The 16936-nt window shown below is 73.4% G+C and carries 15 protein-coding genes; 7 read left to right on the top strand and 8 right to left on the bottom strand.

Annotation, left to right across the window (positions count from 1 at the left end; all coding sequences use genetic code 11):
* Nucleotides 1-51: 51 nt before the first annotated feature.
* On the bottom strand, nt 52-312 hold the full coding sequence (locus tag AB0M18_RS04900) for a UBP-type zinc finger domain-containing protein (protein WP_365755374.1): 261 nt from the start codon (nt 310-312) through the stop codon (nt 52-54).
* A gap of 56 nt (nt 313-368) precedes the next feature.
* Between AB0M18_RS04900 and AB0M18_RS04895 the strand changes: the two genes are divergently transcribed.
* Nucleotides 369-1976 carry a Na+/H+ antiporter gene (locus tag AB0M18_RS04895; RefSeq protein ID WP_365755373.1) on the top strand — a complete coding sequence of 536 codons (1608 nt, stop codon included), beginning with the start codon at nt 369-371 and terminating at the stop codon, nt 1974-1976.
* A 19-nt stretch (nt 1977-1995) separates the two neighbouring features.
* Here the strand turns inward: AB0M18_RS04895 and AB0M18_RS04890 are convergent, their stop codons facing one another.
* Both AB0M18_RS04890 and AB0M18_RS04885 read right to left on the bottom strand, forming a co-directional pair.
* Entirely contained in the window at nt 1996-2910 is a 915-nt protein-coding gene (locus AB0M18_RS04890; protein ID WP_365755372.1) for a pyridoxal-phosphate dependent enzyme, read from the bottom strand.
* 103 nt (nt 2911-3013) lie between these two features.
* Entirely contained in the window at nt 3014-3604 is a 591-nt protein-coding gene (locus AB0M18_RS04885) for an N-acetylmuramoyl-L-alanine amidase (RefSeq protein ID WP_365755371.1), read from the bottom strand.
* A gap of 252 nt (nt 3605-3856) precedes the next feature.
* Here AB0M18_RS04885 and AB0M18_RS04880 point away from each other — a divergent pair, with 252 nt between their 5' ends.
* From AB0M18_RS04880 to AB0M18_RS04865, 4 genes are all read left to right on the top strand, one after another.
* Nucleotides 3857-5272, top strand: coding sequence for a family 2B encapsulin nanocompartment shell protein (locus AB0M18_RS04880; RefSeq protein WP_365755370.1), 1416 nt, complete (start codon nt 3857-3859; stop codon nt 5270-5272).
* 137 nt (nt 5273-5409) lie between these two features.
* Complete coding sequence (locus AB0M18_RS04875; RefSeq protein ID WP_365755495.1) at nt 5410-6471, top strand: family 2 encapsulin nanocompartment cargo protein polyprenyl transferase; 1062 nt, start codon at nt 5410-5412, stop codon at nt 6469-6471.
* Nucleotides 6472-6684: 213 nt separating this feature from the next.
* Nucleotides 6685-7023, top strand: a complete 339-nt coding sequence (locus tag AB0M18_RS04870; protein WP_365755369.1) for a hypothetical protein — start codon at nt 6685-6687, stop codon at nt 7021-7023.
* 42 nt (nt 7024-7065) lie between these two features.
* Nucleotides 7066-7485 (top strand): DUF6304 family protein, encoded by a 420-nt coding sequence (locus AB0M18_RS04865; RefSeq protein WP_365755367.1) that lies wholly within the window; start codon nt 7066-7068, stop codon nt 7483-7485.
* 52 nt (nt 7486-7537) lie between these two features.
* On the opposite strand, the gene snpA is transcribed toward AB0M18_RS04865, so the two are convergent.
* On the bottom strand, nt 7538-8188 hold the full coding sequence (gene snpA, locus AB0M18_RS04860; protein ID WP_365755366.1) for a snapalysin: 651 nt from the start codon (nt 8186-8188) through the stop codon (nt 7538-7540).
* Between the two features lie 179 nt (nt 8189-8367).
* Between snpA and AB0M18_RS04855 the strand changes: the two genes are divergently transcribed.
* The gene (locus tag AB0M18_RS04855) at nt 8368-9315 is read left to right on the top strand and encodes a LysR family transcriptional regulator (RefSeq protein WP_365755365.1); all 948 of its coding nucleotides are present in this window, start codon (nt 8368-8370) and stop codon (nt 9313-9315) included.
* 30 nt (nt 9316-9345) lie between these two features.
* Here the strand turns inward: AB0M18_RS04855 and AB0M18_RS04850 are convergent, their stop codons facing one another.
* Together AB0M18_RS04850 and AB0M18_RS04845 are read right to left on the bottom strand one after the other, a co-directional pair.
* The gene (locus AB0M18_RS04850) at nt 9346-9477 is read right to left on the bottom strand and encodes a hypothetical protein (RefSeq protein ID WP_365755364.1); all 132 of its coding nucleotides are present in this window, start codon (nt 9475-9477) and stop codon (nt 9346-9348) included.
* A 155-nt stretch (nt 9478-9632) separates the two neighbouring features.
* Nucleotides 9633-12560, bottom strand: coding sequence for a BTAD domain-containing putative transcriptional regulator (locus tag AB0M18_RS04845; protein ID WP_365755362.1), 2928 nt, complete (start codon nt 12558-12560; stop codon nt 9633-9635).
* 236 nt (nt 12561-12796) lie between these two features.
* Between AB0M18_RS04845 and AB0M18_RS04840 the strand changes: the two genes are divergently transcribed.
* Nucleotides 12797-15235 carry a tetratricopeptide repeat protein gene (locus AB0M18_RS04840; protein ID WP_365755361.1) on the top strand — a complete coding sequence of 813 codons (2439 nt, stop codon included), beginning with the start codon at nt 12797-12799 and terminating at the stop codon, nt 15233-15235.
* On the opposite strand, the gene AB0M18_RS04835 is transcribed toward AB0M18_RS04840, so the two are convergent.
* Nucleotides 15174-15491: a hypothetical protein gene (locus tag AB0M18_RS04835; RefSeq protein ID WP_365755360.1), complete on the bottom strand. Its 318-nt coding sequence runs from the start codon at nt 15489-15491 to the stop codon at nt 15174-15176. The two genes, AB0M18_RS04840 and AB0M18_RS04835, sit on opposite strands and share 62 nt — an antisense overlap.
* On the bottom strand, nt 15488-16732 hold the full coding sequence (locus AB0M18_RS04830; protein WP_365755359.1) for a hypothetical protein: 1245 nt from the start codon (nt 16730-16732) through the stop codon (nt 15488-15490). The genes AB0M18_RS04835 and AB0M18_RS04830 overlap by 4 nt, the downstream gene beginning before the upstream one ends.
* Nucleotides 16733-16936 lie beyond the last annotated feature (204 nt).

Genomic DNA, 16936 nt, shown 5'->3' with positions numbered 1-16936 from the left:
GTACGCACCGGCGGCCGCGGAGAACCCGCGGAGGGGTGACGTACCCAGCCGTCAGACGATCGAACCGTCGACGAAGCACCAGCGCCAGCGTTCGTTCGGCTCGAAGGTCCGCATCACCGGGTGCCCCGAGGTGTGGAAGTGCGCCGTCGCGTGCCGTCCCGCCGACGAGTCGCAGCAGCCCACGTGCCCGCAGCTCAGGCAGAGCCGCAGCTGGACGGGGTGCGTGCCGTCCGCCAGGCACTCCGGACAGGTGTCGTTCAGCGGCGCCGGTTCGGGGCGCGGCACTTCGGCAACGTGCGGGCACTCGCTCATGATGGCCAGGTTACGTTGTGGCGGGAGTGACGGACGGGTACGAGACAGGGACCGGCATGGACGCACTGCAACTGGTGGCGCTGGTCGCGGCGAGCACCGCGGTGGCGGGCCTCGCCCGCCGGACCCCGGTCCCGGCCCCGCTGCTCCTGGTCGCCGTCGGCCTCGTCGCCGCCTACCTGCCCGGAGTGCCCGACTACACCCTCGACCCGCACATCGTGCTGCCGCTGGTCCTGCCGCCGCTGCTCTACACCGCCGCCGTCGACTCCTCGTACCTCGACCTGCGCGCGAACATCCGGCCGGTCGCACTGCTCTCCGTCGGCTACGTGCTCTTCGCGACCGTCGCGGTCGGCTGGCTCGCCTACGCCCTGGTGCCCGACCTGCCGCTGACCGCCGCCCTCGTCCTCGGCGCCGTCGTGGCCCCGCCGGACGCGGTCGCCGCCACCGCCATCGCCCGCAAGCTCGGCCTGCCGGGCCGGATCACCACCATCCTGCAGGGCGAGTCCCTGGTGAACGACGCCACCGCGATCACCGCCTACAAGGTCGCGCTGGCCGCCGCCGTGGGGGAGGGCGTCAGCTGGGCCGGCGGTCTGTGGGAGTTCGCGCTCGCCGCCGTCGGCGGCATCGGCGTCGGCCTGGTCCTCATGGTCCCCATCCACTGGCTGCGCACCCATCTGCGCGAGGCCCTGCTGCAGAACACCCTCTCCCTGCTCATCCCGTTCATCGCCTACGCCGCCGCCGAGCAGGTGCACGCCTCCGGAGTGCTCGCCGTCGTCGTGGTCGGCCTCTTCCTCGGGCACAAGAACTGGAAGGTCGACTTCGCCACCCGCCTCCAGGAGGAGGCGGTCTGGAAGATGGTCGCCTTCGTCCTGGAGTCCGCCGTGTTCGCGCTGATCGGCCTCCAGCTGCCCTTCGTCGTGCAGGGCCTCGGCCCCTACGGGATCGGGGAGGCCGCCTGGTACGCGATCGGGGTCTTCGTCTTCGTGGTGGTCGTGCGCTTCGTCTGGGTCTTCCCCGCGACCTTCCTGCCCCGCTGGCTGTCCCCGAAGGTCCGCTCCCGCGAGCCCGGGGTGGACTGGAAGGCGCCGGTGATCGTCGGCTGGGCCGGGATGCGGGGCGTGGTCTCCCTCGCCATCGCCTTCTCCATCCCGATCGCCACCGACGGTGTCCCCTTCCCCGCCCGCAACCTGGTTCTCTTCCTCACCTTCACCACCGTGATCGGCACCCTCGTCGTCCAGGGCCTCACCCTGCCGCCGCTCATCCGCGCCCTGAGACTGCCCGGCCGCGACCGTGTCCAGGACACCCTCGCCGAGGCCCAGGCCCAGAGCGAGGCCTCGCAGGCCGCCGAGGCCCGGCTCGACGAACTCCTCGCCGACGAGCGCAACGCCCTGCCGGGGCCGCTCGCCGACCGGCTGCGCACGGTCATGGAGCGCCGCCGCAACGCCGTCTGGGAGCGGCTCGGCACCGTCAACGAGCTCACCGGCGAGACCGCCGACGACACCTACCGGCGCCTCGCACGCGAGATGATCGACGCCGAGCGCGAGGTCTTCGTGCGGCTGCGCGACGCCCGCCGCATCGACGACGAGATGATGCGCACCCTGCTGCGCCGGCTCGACCTGGAGGAGGCCGCGGCCTACCGGGAGACCGACCAGGGCCGCCTCCCGTAGGCCCGCGCCCCTCAGTGGGTCAGGCGGTGCCGTCGGGGGACCCGGTGATCACGGCGGCGATCCTGGTTCCGGGTGCGAAGGCGCCCTCCGCCGCCAGGGTCACCAGTCCGTAGAGCATTTTGGCGACATACAGCCGCTCGATGGCGAGTCCGTGCCGCGCCCGGTGCCGCGCCTCGAAATCCTGTGCGAACGCCGCCAGGGCGGGAGGCACGCGCGCGTAGCCCCCGCCGTGGAAGCGCTCGTCGAGGGACCAGTCCCCGCGTGGGCCGCCGAAGGCCGTCTCCTGGAGGGCGCGGACCTCCGCGCCGAGGAAGCCGCCCTTGAGGACCGGGACGCCGAGGGTCCGGCCCCCGAAGCCGGCCGCCAGGCCGGCCAGGGTGCCGCCCGTGCCGCAGGCCACCACGGCCACGTCGGCGCGGCCGGCCAGCTCGCGGCCCAGCTCCACGCACCCGTGGACGGCGAGCGCGTTGCTGCCGCCCTCCGGTACCACGTACGTCCCCTCGGGCGCCTCGGCCAGGGTGAGGATCCGGGCCAGGGTGTCCGGTTCGTGCTTCGTGCGGTACGTGGCGCGGTCCACGAACACCAGGCGCATGCCGTCCGCCGCGCAGCGCGCCAGCGAGGGGTTCAGCGGCCGGCCGGCCAGCTCGTCGCCGCGTACGACACCGACGGTGGGGAAGCCCAGCAGCCGGCCGGCGGCGGCCGCGGCCCGCAGGTGGTTGGAGTAGGCGCCCCCGAAGGTCAGCACCGGCCGGCCGGCCGCCTCGCGCAGGTTGAGCGCGAGCTTGCGCCACTTGTTGCCGGGCAGGTCGGGGTGGATCAGGTCGTCACGCTTCAGCAGCAGCGTGAGCCCGTGCCGGGCGAAGCGCTCGTCCGCCACCGGCTCCAGGGGCGAGGGGAGCCGGGGCCGCAGACGGGAGAGATCGGGCGCGTTCACCCGGCCATTCTCGCCGCCCCGCGGCGGCCTGGGCGCGGGGGCACGGCGCACGGGTCACGGCGCGCGGGGCACGGGTCACGGGGCACGGCGCGCGGGGCACGGGTCAGCGCAGCCGGTCGGCGATCCGCTCGCGCATCGACGCCATGGTGAAGCCGCGCGGGTCGACCTTGCCGGGCTGCCACTCCAGGTGGCCGATGACCGAGCGCTGGGTCCAGCCGTGGACCCGGCACACCGCGGCCGCGGCCTTGGCGATGGCCTCCAGCTGGACCTTGGGCCACGGGTCGGTGCCGTTGCCCAGGTTCTCGCACTCGAAGCCGTAGAAGTGCCGGTTGCCGTCGGTGGTGGCCTCGTCGTCCGGCGGCAGGCGCTTCTCGGCGATGACCGCCCGCAGCACCTCGTCGTCGCCGAGACCGGCGTGGTTGGCCCGGCCGTAGCCGACCAGGTGGACCGTGCCGTCCTTGGCGATCACACCGTGGCAGAGCGGGCCGGGCAGGGACTCGTAGCCGTCCCGGCAGATGCGGACGGTGTTGCCGGTGCCCCGGGTGACGGTGTGGTGGATCATCACCCCGTGCACGGGGCCCCAGGGGCCCTTGTGGTTGCGGTTGTGGGTGCGCCAGTCGCCGACCTCGACGACCGTCAGACCTTCGTCGCGCAGCGCGTCGAGGAAACGGCTCGCGGACATGGGTGTGGCCATGACCGGCTCCTTTCGGGACGGGGGTTCCGGTTCTTCCGGTTCCGCCTGCCCTACCGGGGTACCGGAGTCCTCCGCTCCGCTGCCATCCGTTCGGTTCGTGTGCGAGCCGATCCGGACGAATTCCGGGGCGGGGAATCGTGCGCCATGCCCAGCCCCGGGGCGGCCGACACCCACTCTTTTGTGTAATGGCGCGGACACGCTGCGTGCTGGAAGGCTTCCCCTCGCAGGCCTGTCGCATCGAGAGGGAGTTCCATGTCCGTTGGTTCGGTTGACGGCGAGGTGCGCGAGGGCGGGGCGCCCGAGCAGCAGAGTCTCGGCACCGCCGCCGCGCGGAACCTCGCGGGCACCACCAAGTCCGCCCCGCAGATGCAGGAGATCACCTCCCGGTGGCTGCTGCGCGCGCTCCCGTGGGTGGACGTCCGGGGCGGTGCCTACCGGGTGAACCGGCGGCTCAGCTACGCCGTGGGCGACGGCCGGGTCACCTTCGTGCAGACCGGCGGGCGGGTCGCGGTGGTCCCCGCCGAGCTGGGCGAACTCCCCGCCCTGCGCGGCTTCGACGAGCCGGACGTCCTCGCCGGGCTGGCCGCCCGCTGCGTCCAGCGGGAGTACGCGGCGGGCGAGGTCATCGCCGCCCGCGGCGCGAGCACCGACCGGGTCCACCTGCTCGCGCACGGCCGGGTCGAGCGGCTCGGCGAGGGCCCCTACGGCGACGAGACCGTGCTCGGCGTGCTCGCCGACGGCGCCTACTTCGGCGAGGACGCGCTGGCCGCCGCCGACGCCTCGTGGGCGTGGACCGCCCGCGCCACCACCGCCTGCACGGTCCTGGAGCTGACCCGGGCCGATGTGCTCGCCCTCGCCGAGCGGGCCGGCGCGCTCGCCGGACACCTCGCCGAGTTCGCGGTCCTGCCGCCACATCGCACCAACCGGCACGGGGAGGCTGCCATCGACCTCTCCGCCGGCCACGTCGGCGAACCGGTCGTCCCGCACGCCTTCGTGGACTACGAACTCTCCCCGCGCGAGTACGAGCTGAGCGTCGCCCAGACCGTGCTCAAGGTCCACACCCGCGTGGCCGACCTCTACAACCACCCGATGGACCAGACCGAACACCAGCTGCGGCTGACGGTCGAGGCGCTGCGCGAGCGCCAGGAACACGAGCTGGTCAACCACCGGGAGTTCGGCCTCCTCGCCAACTGCGACCACGGGGAGCGGATCCAGCCGCAGGACGGCGCGCCGGGCCCCGACGACCTGGACGAGCTGCTGTCCCGGCGGCGCGGCTCCAAGCTGTTCCTGGCCCACCCGCAGGCCATCGCCGCCTTCGGGCGCGAGCTCGACCGGCGCGGTCTGGTGCCGGACACGGTCGACCTCGACGGCACGCGGATCATGACCTGGCGCGGGGTCCCGCTCTACCCGTGCGACAAGATCCCGGTCACCGACGCCCGTACCAGCTCGATCATCTGCATGCGCACGGGCGAGTCCGACCAGGGCGTCATCGGCCTGCACCGGACCGACCTCCCGGACGAGGTCGAGCCGGGCCTGTCCTGTCGCTTCATGGGCATCGACGACCAGGCGATCACCTCCTACCTGGTCACCGCCTACTACTCGGCGGCGGTGCTCGTGCCCGACGCACTGGGCGTCCTGGAGAACGTCGAGGTAGGCCGCCGCCACTGATGCCGCGGCGCCGTCGCCGACGCGGGCGCCGCCACAGACGTACCGGGGACGGGGGCCGGGCCGACGGGTCGCCGCCCCCGGTGCACGCCATCCACCAGGCCATGCCATGGCATGCCGTGAGGAAAGTGACCGAGAAGATGACCACGACCAGCGCGGACGCCGAGACCGGGGCGACCGGGGGACGCAGCGCCGCGCTGCTTCTGGACCGGACGCGCAGCGTCGTCGACCCGCAGCTCCGGACGACCGTCCAGTCCCTGCCGGGCTCCATACGGCGCATCGCCGCCTATCACTTCGGCTGGGAGGAGGCCGACGGCTCCCCGACCGAGGACGGCCGGAGCGGCAAGGCCATCCGGCCGGCCCTGGTGCTCGCCGCCACCCGCGCGCTCGGCGCGGACCCGGCCCCGGCGGTCAAGGCCGCCGCCGCGGTGGAGCTGGCGCACAACTTCACCCTGCTCCACGACGACATCGTCGACGAGGACCCGACCCGCCGTCACCGCCCCACCGCCTGGAAGGTGTTCGGCATCCCGGACGCGCTGCTCGCCGGCGACGCCATGAACGCGCTCGCGCTGAGGCTGCTCGCCGAGGATCCGCACCCGGCCGCCGTCCCGGCCGCGGCCCGGCTCGCCGCCTGTGTCATCGAGCTGTGCGCGGGCCAGCAGGCGGACTGCGCCTTCGAGCAGCGCGACCCCCGGGAGGTGTCCCTGGACGAGGTGGTGGCGATGGCCACCGCCAAGACCGGCGCGCTGCTCGGCTGTTCCTGCGCACTGGGCGCGCTGTACGCGGGGGCGGACGAGGAGGCGGTCGCGGCGCTCGACGCGTTCGGCCGGGAGGCGGGCCTGGCGTTCCAGCTGATCGACGACCTGATCGGGATCTGGGGCGACCCGGGACGCACCGGCAAGCCGGCCGGCGCCGATCTCGTCGCCCACAAGAAGTCGCTGCCGGTGGTGGCCGCGCTCACCTCGGGGACCCCGGCGGGCGCGGAGCTGGCCGAGATCTACGCCTGCCCGGTGCTCGACGCCGCGGCGGTGCGGGCGGCGGCGGACGCGGTCGAGCGGGCCGGCGGCCGGGACTGGGCACAGAGCCAGGCGGCCGAGCGGATGGCCCGCGCGGTCGAGCAACTCTCCAGGGCGGTCCCGGACCTGTCCGCGGCGGGGGACCTGCTTGCGCTCGCGGAGTTCGTGACGCGTCGCAGTCGCTGATCTCTTCGAAGGGAGGCGGCGGCGCCGCGTCCATGCTCACGTACCTGGATGGGCTCGTACCGCCTCGGCCTGGAGGCCGGGATGCCCAGCCCGTAGGCCCATCTCCGGGTCCGCGAGCTCAAGGCTGGAGGACGTGCGCACCTTCGGCAATGGCGTCGTCGTGCGCTGGTACGCCAGGAAGCGGTGACGCCCGGCCCGTCCTAGGCTGGAAGCATGGTGGGCGAGACGCCGCACACCACACGGGACCCCCGCGCCGAGCATCCGTGCCCGGCCTGCGGGGAGCCGCGTCAGGTGGTGGCCGAACGGCACAAGGTCCTCGGGGCCTGGGTGCCGGAGTGGGTCGTGCAGCCGTGCCGTAATCCGGAGTGCGAGCTGTACGAGTCGGAGGGCGACGCGGCGGCGGACGGTGCGCCGCGGGACCCCGCCGGGAACGGCTCGGGGCATGCCTCGGGGCACGGCTCGGGGCCTGGCGAGGAACCCGGCGCGGAAGCCACTACCACGCACGTGACCGGCAAGAACGGCGAGACCGGGAGAAGTCCGGCCCCTGGGTGACCGGCCGCGCGCCGGAGCCGGTCATACCGCTACAGTCCGCGCATGTCATCGGAGTCGACAGAAGTCTGGACCGGCTGGTACCGGGACCGCCGCGGTGCGGAAGCGATCGTCATCACGGCCGCCGGGGACCATGTGGCCACCCGGATCAGGGGTATCGAGTACACGGGCGCGAGCTTCGCCGCGCTCAGCGCCGCGGGCGAGGGCGGGCAGGCCCTCACCGGGTGCGTCCTGGAGTGGGACCTGCCGCTCCCCGTCGTCGCGGACGGCGTCACCCAGCAGGCCACGCTCAGCTGCCTGTTGACCCTCGGCGAGCGCGCCGACCTCAGCCTCACGCTGCACTACGGGGGCGCCGCCTACGAGTCCGGCATCGCCGGCGGGGACTTCGAGGAGGCGCTCGGCCGGGTGCGCCGGCAGCTGCCGCCCGGCACCGAGTTCGGCCGGGGGCTGCTCCAGGCGGCCTGAGGCGGCAGGGGGGGGCAGGGCGCCGGCCGGTGGGCGCCCCGCCCCTGGGGGATCAGCCGGCCTTGACGGCGGTGGCGAGTCCGTACTGCCACAACTGGTCCACGCGGGAGCGTTCCCGGGAGTTCGGGTACGCGTTCTGGCAGGACGTGCCGGGCCCGCCGCCGGACATCAGCTCGCCGCACGGGCCGCTGTAGTGGTCGGGGAGGCCGAGCACGTGCCCGGTCTCGTGGGCGGTGACGCGGGTGGAGTTGTACTGCTGGTTCTGCCGGTAGTCGAGGAAGATGTAGCCGCCGCCGTGCCCGTCCGTGCTCGCGTACGAACCGCGGGAGTCGTTCCCCTCGTAGTACGCGAAGTCGGCGTTGGATCCCTCGACGAGGCGGACGTTGCTGACCGAGCTGTTCCAGATCTGCGCCGAACGGGATATCTGGGTACGGAAACTGGGTGCGTTGGCGGCGCTGTAGACCACGGTGACGGCGGTGGCACCAGGCGTGGCGGCCCGCTTCTTCGCCACCGACTTCACGACGGCGTCGAAGAACGCCTGGTTGGCCCGGGCCTCCTCGGCCGAACCCGCGTAGCTCGCGTATCCGGCGCGGTCGGCGGTGGGGGTGGGTGCGGCGGAGGCCGGGGCGGCGCCGAGCGAGAGGGTGAGACCGGCACCGAGGGCGGCGGTGAGTAAGGACGTGAGGACCTTCGGGTGTCGCATGGGGGGCTCCTCCTGTGGGGTTAGAGGAGAGTGTGGGGCAGCGGGGTGCGGACGGGGAATGATGCCATCCGCCGATAACGCCGCGCTATCACGGGGGAGTTGACGTATTCGCACGCGGGTGTACGGGGGGCGTGCGGGGTGGTCTGGTGCGTGCCCCGGAGCCGCCCTAACCTCGGACCATGGAGCTGGAGGTGAGGCACCTGCGGGCGCTCTGCGCCATCGCGGACACCGGCAGCCTGCACAAGGCGGCCCGCCGGCTCGGCGTCAGCCAGCCCTCCCTGACCACCCAGCTGCGCCGCATCGAGAACGCCCTCGGCGCCGAACTCTTCACCCGCGGCCGCACCGGCTGTCTGCCCACCCCGCTGGGCCGCTCCGTCCTCAGCCGGGCCCGCCCGCTGGTCGACGGCATGACCGCCCTGGTCACCGAGACCCGCGCGGCCGCCGCCCGGGCCGCCGACGGCCCGGTCCTCCGCGTCGGTTCCACCGCCAGCCGCGCACTGCCCGGCTGGCTGAGCCGGCTCCGGCAGGGCGCGGCCGGCACCGACATCGCGCTCCGGGTCGACGTCTCGGCCCACACCCTGCTGCGCACGGTCGCCGCGGGCCGGCTCGACCTGGCCTTCGTCCACGAGGTGGAGGGCTGCCCGCTGCGCGTCCCGGACGGCCTGACCGGGCGGGTCCTGGTCGAACGCGAGCCGCAGTTCGTCTCCATGGCGAGCGACCACCCGGCGGCCGCCCACGAGGTCGTCGACCTCACCGACCTCGCCCACGACCGCTGGACGGTCGACCCGGCCGTCGACGGCGAGTGGGACGGTCTGCGCCGGGTCCTCGGCGCGGCCGGCCTCGACCCGCCGCTGCTGCACGCCGACTACCACACCGCAGCCTCCCTGGTCGCCCTCGGCGAGGCCGTCGCCCCCTGCCAGCCCACCTCCCGCCCGCGCGAGGACATGGCCGTCCGCCCCCTCCGCGGCGACCCCCTCGCGGTCCGCCTCCTCCTCTTCGCCGCCCCCGGCGTCCCCCTGGACCGCCCGTACGCCGACCTCACCGCCGCCTACCGCGAGGCGGCCCTCCGTGCGGCCCCGTACCGCCGCTGGCTCCACGCGGGCGGGACGGCGGGGCCGTGCATGTGAATGGGCCCGGAATTCCGGGCCCAGGGTTTGTCAGCGCGGGCTGACGGCGGAAACGGCGAGGGTGGTGCTGGGCGTGGAGCCCCACGCGGCGGCCACCAGTGGAATGCATATGAGGCCGGCGGTGAGGGTGGCGGCGAGGTGGCGAAGGATTCGATGCTTCATGGTGTTCATCGTGCTCTCTCACGGGTCGTTCGGGTCGCCCGAGCGGCGACCTGAGGGCAATGAGAGCACGCCCGTCGAAAGCTTCAAAATCGGCCGGATATTCGCCTTCGTTCTGCTAGGTTCTTGTTCCTCGAAAATGATTTGGCATATGCCGATCAGGTATTCTTGACGGGCGTGCCCGTGGCGCGGAGCGCCCGCGCCGCCCGTGCCTCCTCGTGTGCCGCCCCGATGCTGCGAGCCGCCTCCAACGCGCCCTTGTAGTGCGCTGTCGCCTCGTCGTCACGGCCCAGGCCGCGCAGCGCGTCGCCGATCCGGTGCAGCGCCTCGGCCGTGTTGCGCAGGTCGCCCACGCCGCGGAAGGTCGCCAGGGCGTCGCGGTAGAGCCGCAGCATTTCCGCGCCATCCTTCTCAGGAGTCATCGTGTTCGCCAGATTGACCCGGGCCGCCGCACGCTCCGTCTCGTTTCCGAATCGTTCCATCAGGGTCAGGGATTCGATGGCTGTCTGTCGTGCGGTGGCCAGATCGCCGGTATGCACATAAAGGTCGGAGAGGTTGTTGAGGACGCATGCGACTTCTCTTTCGTCGCCACAGGACCGGAATCCCTGGAGGGCGGCGAGAAAGTGTCTCCTGGACTCCTCGAATTCCTGGAGGAAGAGATAGGTGATCCCGATGTTGTTCCGGCACCTGGACATTTGCCAGACATCTCCTGTGTGCCGGCGCAGTTCGAGCGTCGATTTCTGGAGCGAGAGGGCGGTGTCGTGGCTGCCGAGGTGCCAGTGGAGGACGCCGAGAAGGTGCCGGACCTCCGCCTCGGTCTCGGGGTCGCCGAGGGCGCGGGCCAGGTCGAGGGCGCGGTGGACGCTCGACAGGGCTCGGTCGTAGCGGCTCGCGCGGGACTGGGCGGCGCCCAGGTCGACGAGGGCGGAGATCTCGCCCCGTACGTCTCCCACCTCGCTCCAGTGGCGGGCGGCCGGGCCGTGCATGCGCTGCGCCTCGCCCCAGTGGCCGTCCTCCTCCAGGAATCCTGCCAGGGCGCCGGCGAGGAGGGCGGCCTCGTGAGGGCGACCGCGGGTGCGGGCGTGGTGCTCGGCGGCGACCAGGCCCAGGCGTTCCTGAGCCAGCCAGCCCCGCGCCTCCTGCGCGTCGTGCCAGTCGGGGAGTTCGTACGCCGGTGGTGTGTGCGCCGGGTGATCCGCGGCTTCGTACCGGAAGCGCCGGGGGTGGATCATGCGAGCGGCCCGGGCGCTTGCCTGGATGTAGAACCGGGCCAGCCGGTGCCGTGCGTCGGATCGTTCGGCGGGGGTGTCCTCCATCGCCGCCAGCATCCGCGCGAATTCCCCCACGAGGTCGTGGAAATGGAAGCGTTCGGGCATGGGTTCGGAGAGCAGATGATCGTCCAGAAGCGAGTCGAGCGTCCGCTCCGTGTCGGCGAGGGAAAGCCCGGTGAGGGCGGCCGCCGCGTGCGGTCCGAACGTCGGGCCGAAGTGCAGGCTCAGCATCCGGAATGCATCTTGGTGATCTTCGTTGAGGGCGTGATAGGACATCTCGAAAACGCGGGCGATCTCCGTGAATCCGTCCCGGATCTCCGCGAGCCGCCCCGGAGTTCTGCGCAATTTCTCGATCAGGTGCGTGGTCGTCCACGACGGCCGGGAAGCCAGCCGCCCGGCGGCGAGCTCGACCGCCAGGGGCAGGTGACCGCAGAGCCGGACGATCCTGGCCGCGTCGTCCGGGTCCTGGACGCGCTCCTCGCCGACGAGAAGGCGGAACAGCGCCGTCGCGTCGACGGCCGGCAGCACGTCGAGGAAGAGGGCCCGGACACCGGGCAGTCCGGTGATGCGGCGTCGGCTGGTGACGATGACGAGAGACCGGGTGCTGCCGGGGAGCAGGGGACGCAGTTGCTCGGCGTCCACCGCGTCGTCCAGGACGATCACGGCACGGCGGGTGCTGAGCAGGGTGCGCCAGAGAGCGGTCCGCTCGTCGGGGTCGGAGGGGATGGCCGGCGCCGCGACTCCGAAGACGCGAAGGAGCGTGAAGAGGGCGGCCTGCGGGCTCAGCGCCTGGCGGCCGGGGGCGTGTGCGCGCAGATCGAGCAGCACCTGTCCGTCGGGGTAGCGGTCGGCGAGGTGGCGCGCCGCGTGCACGGCGAGCAGGGACTTGCCCACGCCCGGCATCCCGGCGATCGTCTGGAGGGCGATGACGCGCCGGCCGCGGGGCTCGTCCGCCGCGTGGGCGTCCACCAGGAGTCCGAGTTCTCTGGTCCTGCCGACGAGGACGCCGTGGCTCGGGAGGGTGTGCGGAGCGGACGGGGAGGGTTCGGAGCGGGGCAGCAGGTCCGGGACCGGGGCGCGGTCCAGGACGAGGTGGTGAAGTCTGGTGAGTGCCTCGCCGGGGTCGGCGCCGAGTTCCTCGGAGAGTCTGCGGCGCACCGTCTCGTAGGTGCGCAGCGCGTCCGCCTGTCGCCCGCACCCGTAGGCCGCGGTCATCAACTGGGCGGCGATGGTCTCGTCCGTGGGGTGTTCGTCGAGCAGTGCGGCCAGGTCGGGGACCAGTTCGGCGTGGTGCCCGAGACGCAGCTGGATGCCGGTCCGGGTCAGGGTGGCGGCGAGCCGCTTCTCCTTGAGGTGGGCCCGGGTGCCCTCCGCCCACAGCCCGGCGAGGCCGGCGAGCGGTTCGCCGCGCCACAGCGCGTCCGCCTCGGTCAGCCGCTCCAGGGCGGTTGTGGGGTCGCCGCCGTCGCATCGGGTCCGGGCCTCGTCGACGAGGCGCAGGAAGCGGTGCCAGTCCACCAGGTCGGCGTCGATGTCGAAGGTGTACGCGTTGGCCTCCTGGATCAGCCGCGCCACTTCTCCGGCAGCCCGCAGGCGCTGTCGGATCCGTGCCGCGTAGGCGTGCAGGCTGGCGCGCGGCTTGGCGGGCGGAGTGTCGTCCCACACGCGCTGCGCCAGGGTGTCGAGGGACACCGGCCGGCCCGCGCTCAGGGCGAGGGCCGCGATCATCAGGCGTTCCTTGGGTGTTCCCGTCGAGGATCGACGTCCGGCCGTCACGAATTCGACAGGCCCCAGTACGCGTATTCCGAAGTCCATCCAGCGCCCCCGATCGCCGGTCGTCTCCCGCTCGCACGCGCACTCGCGTGTAGAGGCCAAAGGATGACACGATGCCAACTAGGTCAAAAGATGGCGTCTCTCGATCAAATTGCATGACTAAAACGATCTGATGATCGAAAGAATCCGTCTCGTCGGGGCATTGAGCGTAAGGCTCTTGCCGACCAGGAAGGCCAGAGTCATAGGCGCCGGTGGACATACGGGGGGAGACGGTGGACATGGAACCCGTGGCGGCCGTACAGCTCAGCACCGCCCTGACCGCGGGAGCGGCACGACCCGCGATGTGGCGCGTACTCGTCGACGTGCTGCGGGAGTTCCGGGGCACCCCCGCCGTCGCCGCGCTGTTGCGTGGCGAGCAGGGCCTCCCGCCGCACAGCGGCGCGGACCTGGTCCGCGACCTCGTCGAGGCCGCGGCCGCCGATCACCGCCTCTCGCTGGTCCTGAGCCGATGGGCCGCGGCGGTGACCGACGGTCCGACGGACCGCGTGGGCAACCACGTCGGCGGAGCGACCACGGTCCACGGCTCCGTCGTGCAGGCCGGGGACATCCGGGGGGACGTACACATCCACGTCCCGTCCGAGGCCGCGCGAGGCGGCCCGGCACCGCTCGGCGCCCCGCACGCGCCACGCCAGCTCCTCCCCTTACCCGAGCACTTCACGGGGCGGACGGACACGCTCGGCTCCCTCGACGCGCTGCTGCCCCAACTGGCCGCGCGTCCGCTGCTCGTGGTGGTCAACGGACCGCCGGGCGTCGGCAAGTCGGCCCTCGTGACCCGCTGGCTGCACGGCCTGGCCGACCGCTTCCCCGACGGACAGCTCTACGCGGACCTCCGCGGCCACCTCCCCGACGCGGGCGCCGGACCCGCGGCACCCAGCGACATCCTCGGCCGCTTCCTCCGGGCCCTCGGTGTGACCGAAGTCCCCATGGAACCCGCCGAGTCCGCGGCACTCTGGCGCTCCCACACCGCCGGACTGCGACTCGCGCTGATGCTCGACAACGCGCTCAGCGCCGCCCAGGTCCGCCCCCTGCTCCCCAGCGCGCCGGGCAGCCTCGTCGCGGTCACCAGCCGGCGGCGCCTGACGGCCCTGGGCATCGACGGTGCCGTCTTCCGCCAGCTCGGTCTGCTGTCCCCGCACGACGCCGTGGACCTCCTCGCCCGCCGGATCGGGGCAGACCGGGTGCATCGGGAACCGGAGGCGGCGGCCGAGGTCGCGGCCCTCTGCGCCGGGCTGCCCCTCGCCGTCTGTGTCGCCGCCGCCCGGCTTGCCGCACGGCCGCAGCAGTCCCTCGCCGCCATGGCCGGAGCGCTCGGCGGAGCCGGTGCCGCCCGCCTCGACGCCCTCGACCTGGGCGGCGAACACGCCGTCCGGGTCGCCCTGGACGCCTCGTACCGGCAGCTCTCACCCGAGCTGGCCCGCGGCTATCGCAGACTCGGGCTCCCACCGGTCACCGTCCTCAACGGCCCGGTCGCCGCGGCGGCCTGCGCCGTCGGCCCGGAGGAGGGCGACCGGCTGCTCGACGAGCTCGCCGAGGTCAACCTGCTGGAGGATCTCGGGACCGACGCCGCCACCGGCCTCGGGCGCTACCGCTTCCACGACCTCGTTCGCGTCCACGCCGGCCAGCTCGCAGCCGACACCGAAAACCTGGAGGAACGGCGGGAGACCGTCCGCAGAGTCGTCGACCACTACCTCGCCACCGCCACCGCCGCGGAAGCCCTGCTCACCCCGAGCCACCGCACCCTGAGACGCGACTACGCGCACCCCGCGCCGCACCAGCCGCCGTTCGACGCGCCGACCGCGGCACTCGGCTGGCTGGACGCCGAGCGTGAACACCTCATGGCCGCGCTGCGTACCGCCGCCGACGAGGGCTGGCACGCCACCGCGTGGCAACTCGCCGACGCCATGTGGCCGCTCTTCCTGCGCCTGCGCCCGTACGAGCTGTGGGTGGAGGCGCACCGGATCGGGCGCACCGCCGCCCTGCGGGCCGGCGACCGGCAGGGACTGAGCCGGATGCTGACCTCGGGCGGTGTCGGCCTGCGCAACGCCGGACTGTGCGACGAGGCCGTCGACTGGTTCACCGAGGCGGCCCGGGGCGCGCGCACGGACGGCGACCGCAAGGCCGAGGCCCAGGCACTGCACGGCCTCGGCCAGTCGCATCTGCTGGCGGGCCGGCTCGACCGGGCCACCGAACACCTCACCGCGGCCCTGGCGCTCCGCGAGGCCATCGGGTACCACCGTGGCGCCGCGATGACCCGGATCTGCCTCGGTGACGTCGAGCTGGCGGCCGGCCGGCCCCGGCGCGCCCTCGCTCCACTCGCTCGGGCCAGGGAGGAGCTCGTCGCCGTGCCCGACCCCTACGACGCGGCCCGCGCCCTGGCCTTCCTCGGCCTCGCCCTCGTCCGCGCGGGAACCCGCCACACCACAGGGCAGGACGGCGAGACCCTGCTCTGGCAGGCCCTCGACGAGTTCGCGGCCGCGGGGTCGGTCCACTGGCAGGGACGGGTCCTGGAGATGCTCGGCGACGTCGCGGCCCTGCGCGGGGAGGCGGACGAGGCCAGGAACCGGTATGCCCGATCCCTGGCGCTCTACGAACCGGTCAGCGACAGGGACTCGACCCGCTTACGGGCGCGGCTCGCGGAACTGGACGCCCGGCGGTGAGCACCAGGACGGCGATCCGGTCCGGCCCGCGCAACCGCAGGCCGACCGCGCATCCGCCCTCGCACCGCCGCACGACGGTCACCAGGCAGCCCGGATAGCGTGACAGCAGGTCCCGGGCGAGCAGCACCGCGGCGGAGTGCGGGCGCGGGTACCGCGTGCGCAGCAGGTCCGCGCACTCCCGCCAGGTCTCACCCGAACCGCCGTCGAGGTCCACGCAGAGGAGGTCCTCCGGCGCGGGCGGGGCCCAGGTGGTCACGCGGACACCTCCGACCAGTCCTCGGGCCGACCGTGCGCCGCGCCCTCGGTCTCCAGCGGGCGCGGATCCGGCAGGGGAGCGGTCACCGGCTGGTAGGCGGGCTCCCCGAGCCGGAGGATCCGGTACAGCAGCCGACGCATGTTCGCGTCGAACCGGCCCGGCTCGGACGAGATCCGGGCGGCGATCCGGGCGTACGCCTCGGTGGGATACGCCTCGGCCGCGTACGCCAGCTGCTCCGCCAGCGGGTGCGCGACGGACAGCGCGGGCGCCGTCCGGGCCAGTTCGGCCCCCGGCGAGTCGGGATTGACGTCCTCCTCGGGAAACCGTGCGAGCAGGATCGCCGCGCGTGTCATCGTCGCGTACAGCGTCACCGAGCCATGGTCGCCGAGCACCCAGTCCGCGGCGACGAGCAGCGGCCGCCAGTCGGTCCCCGGCGAGACGAGTACGACGCCCCGGCGGCGCAGTGCCGCCAGCCAGGACCGGACCTGCCAGTCACCGTGGCCGGACCAGACATTGGGGTGGACGAGCACGGCGATCCGGTACCCGCGGCCCGGCAGCTCCGTGAGGAGGCGCGGCAGCAGGGCGTCCAGCCGGTTGAACGACGAGCCGAGCCCCCAGGTGGAGGAGACCAGGACCAGCCGTTCCCCCTGCCGCAGCCCCAGGGCGAGCCGGTAGCGCTCCCGCAGCGGCATGCTCGCCGCGATCCGGTCGTGCACCCCGTCCCCGACCACCTCCGTGATCGGCACGGCCTCCGGGCACGACACCCGCAGCAACGCCAGGTCCTCGTCGTGGGCGACCGCGTACGCGGCGGGGACGACCCGGTCGCCCCACATCAGATAGGAGCGTCCCATCCCGCCGACCGCCCTGGGCTCACCCGCGGCCCGTGCGTCCGCGACCCGCGACAACTTGATGTGCCCCGCGCCGTGGGGCAGCCGTACGAGGGGAGCACGCAGTCGCTCCGTGCCCTGGGAGCCGGCCGCGAGCGCGAGGTCGAACTCGGTGCGCACGGCCTCCTCCCAGGGCAGCACGACCTCGCCCACCCCGTGCAGCGCCCTGCGCGTGCCACCGTTGAAGGCGTGCGGCGCGACAGTGAACGCGACCTGGACCCGCAGGTCGGATGCCAAGAGCGGCAGTACGTCGAGCAGCCTGCGGCCGTACACCTCGGTGTGCACGACGACGAGCACCTTCCGGCACCCGGCCAGCGTCACCCACTGCGCCGGATTCCTGTCCGTCACGTTCATCGAAGCCCCCGTCTCCGGTTCGCGGCGTTTCCGCGTCACGCGACGGACCCTTCCCCGGACGTGTGTTCGTGTCCTTGCAGGAGCCTTGCCGAATCCTTGCCGTCGACTTCAGAGCCGCGGCGCTCGGGTTCGCCGCCCCCTTCGTTCGACCCGGCCCACACCTCGGGCTGCCGCCGGTGGCCGCTCGTCAGCGCCGGCCCATGA

It is taken from the genome of Streptomyces sp. NPDC051909 (genome assembly GCF_040681095.1).
Lineage (GTDB): Bacteria > Actinomycetota > Actinomycetes > Streptomycetales > Streptomycetaceae > Streptomyces.
The sequence above is the reverse complement of the archived record's forward strand: the minus strand, read 5'-3'. Positions and strand labels throughout refer to the sequence as shown.

Bases quoted from the DNA above. Each gene is read 5' to 3' on its own strand.
- AB0M18_RS04870 (WP_365755369.1), top strand. From the start codon at position 6,685: ATGGTGGGCGAGACGCCGCACACCACACGGGACCCCCGCGCCGAGCAT.
- AB0M18_RS04880 (WP_365755370.1), top strand. From the start codon at position 3,857: ATGTCCGTTGGTTCGGTTGACGGCGAGGTGCGCGAGGGCGGGGCGCCC.
- AB0M18_RS04845 (WP_365755362.1), bottom strand. From the start codon at position 12,560: ATGGACTTCGGAATACGCGTACTGGGGCCTGTCGAATTCGTGACGGCC.
- AB0M18_RS04840 (WP_365755361.1), top strand. From the start codon at position 12,797: ATGGAACCCGTGGCGGCCGTACAGCTCAGCACCGCCCTGACCGCGGGA.
- AB0M18_RS04855 (WP_365755365.1), top strand. From the start codon at position 8,368: ATGGAGCTGGAGGTGAGGCACCTGCGGGCGCTCTGCGCCATCGCGGAC.
- AB0M18_RS04830 (WP_365755359.1), bottom strand. From the start codon at position 16,732: ATGAACGTGACGGACAGGAATCCGGCGCAGTGGGTGACGCTGGCCGGG.
- AB0M18_RS04865 (WP_365755367.1), top strand. From the start codon at position 7,066: ATGTCATCGGAGTCGACAGAAGTCTGGACCGGCTGGTACCGGGACCGC.
- AB0M18_RS04895 (WP_365755373.1), top strand. From the start codon at position 369: ATGGACGCACTGCAACTGGTGGCGCTGGTCGCGGCGAGCACCGCGGTG.
- AB0M18_RS04885 (WP_365755371.1), bottom strand. From the start codon at position 3,604: ATGGCCACACCCATGTCCGCGAGCCGTTTCCTCGACGCGCTGCGCGAC.
- AB0M18_RS04875 (WP_365755495.1), top strand. From the start codon at position 5,410: ATGACCACGACCAGCGCGGACGCCGAGACCGGGGCGACCGGGGGACGC.
- snpA (WP_365755366.1), bottom strand. From the start codon at position 8,188: ATGCGACACCCGAAGGTCCTCACGTCCTTACTCACCGCCGCCCTCGGT.
- AB0M18_RS04850 (WP_365755364.1), bottom strand. From the start codon at position 9,477: ATGAAGCATCGAATCCTTCGCCACCTCGCCGCCACCCTCACCGCCGGC.
- AB0M18_RS04900 (WP_365755374.1), bottom strand. From the start codon at position 312: ATGAGCGAGTGCCCGCACGTTGCCGAAGTGCCGCGCCCCGAACCGGCG.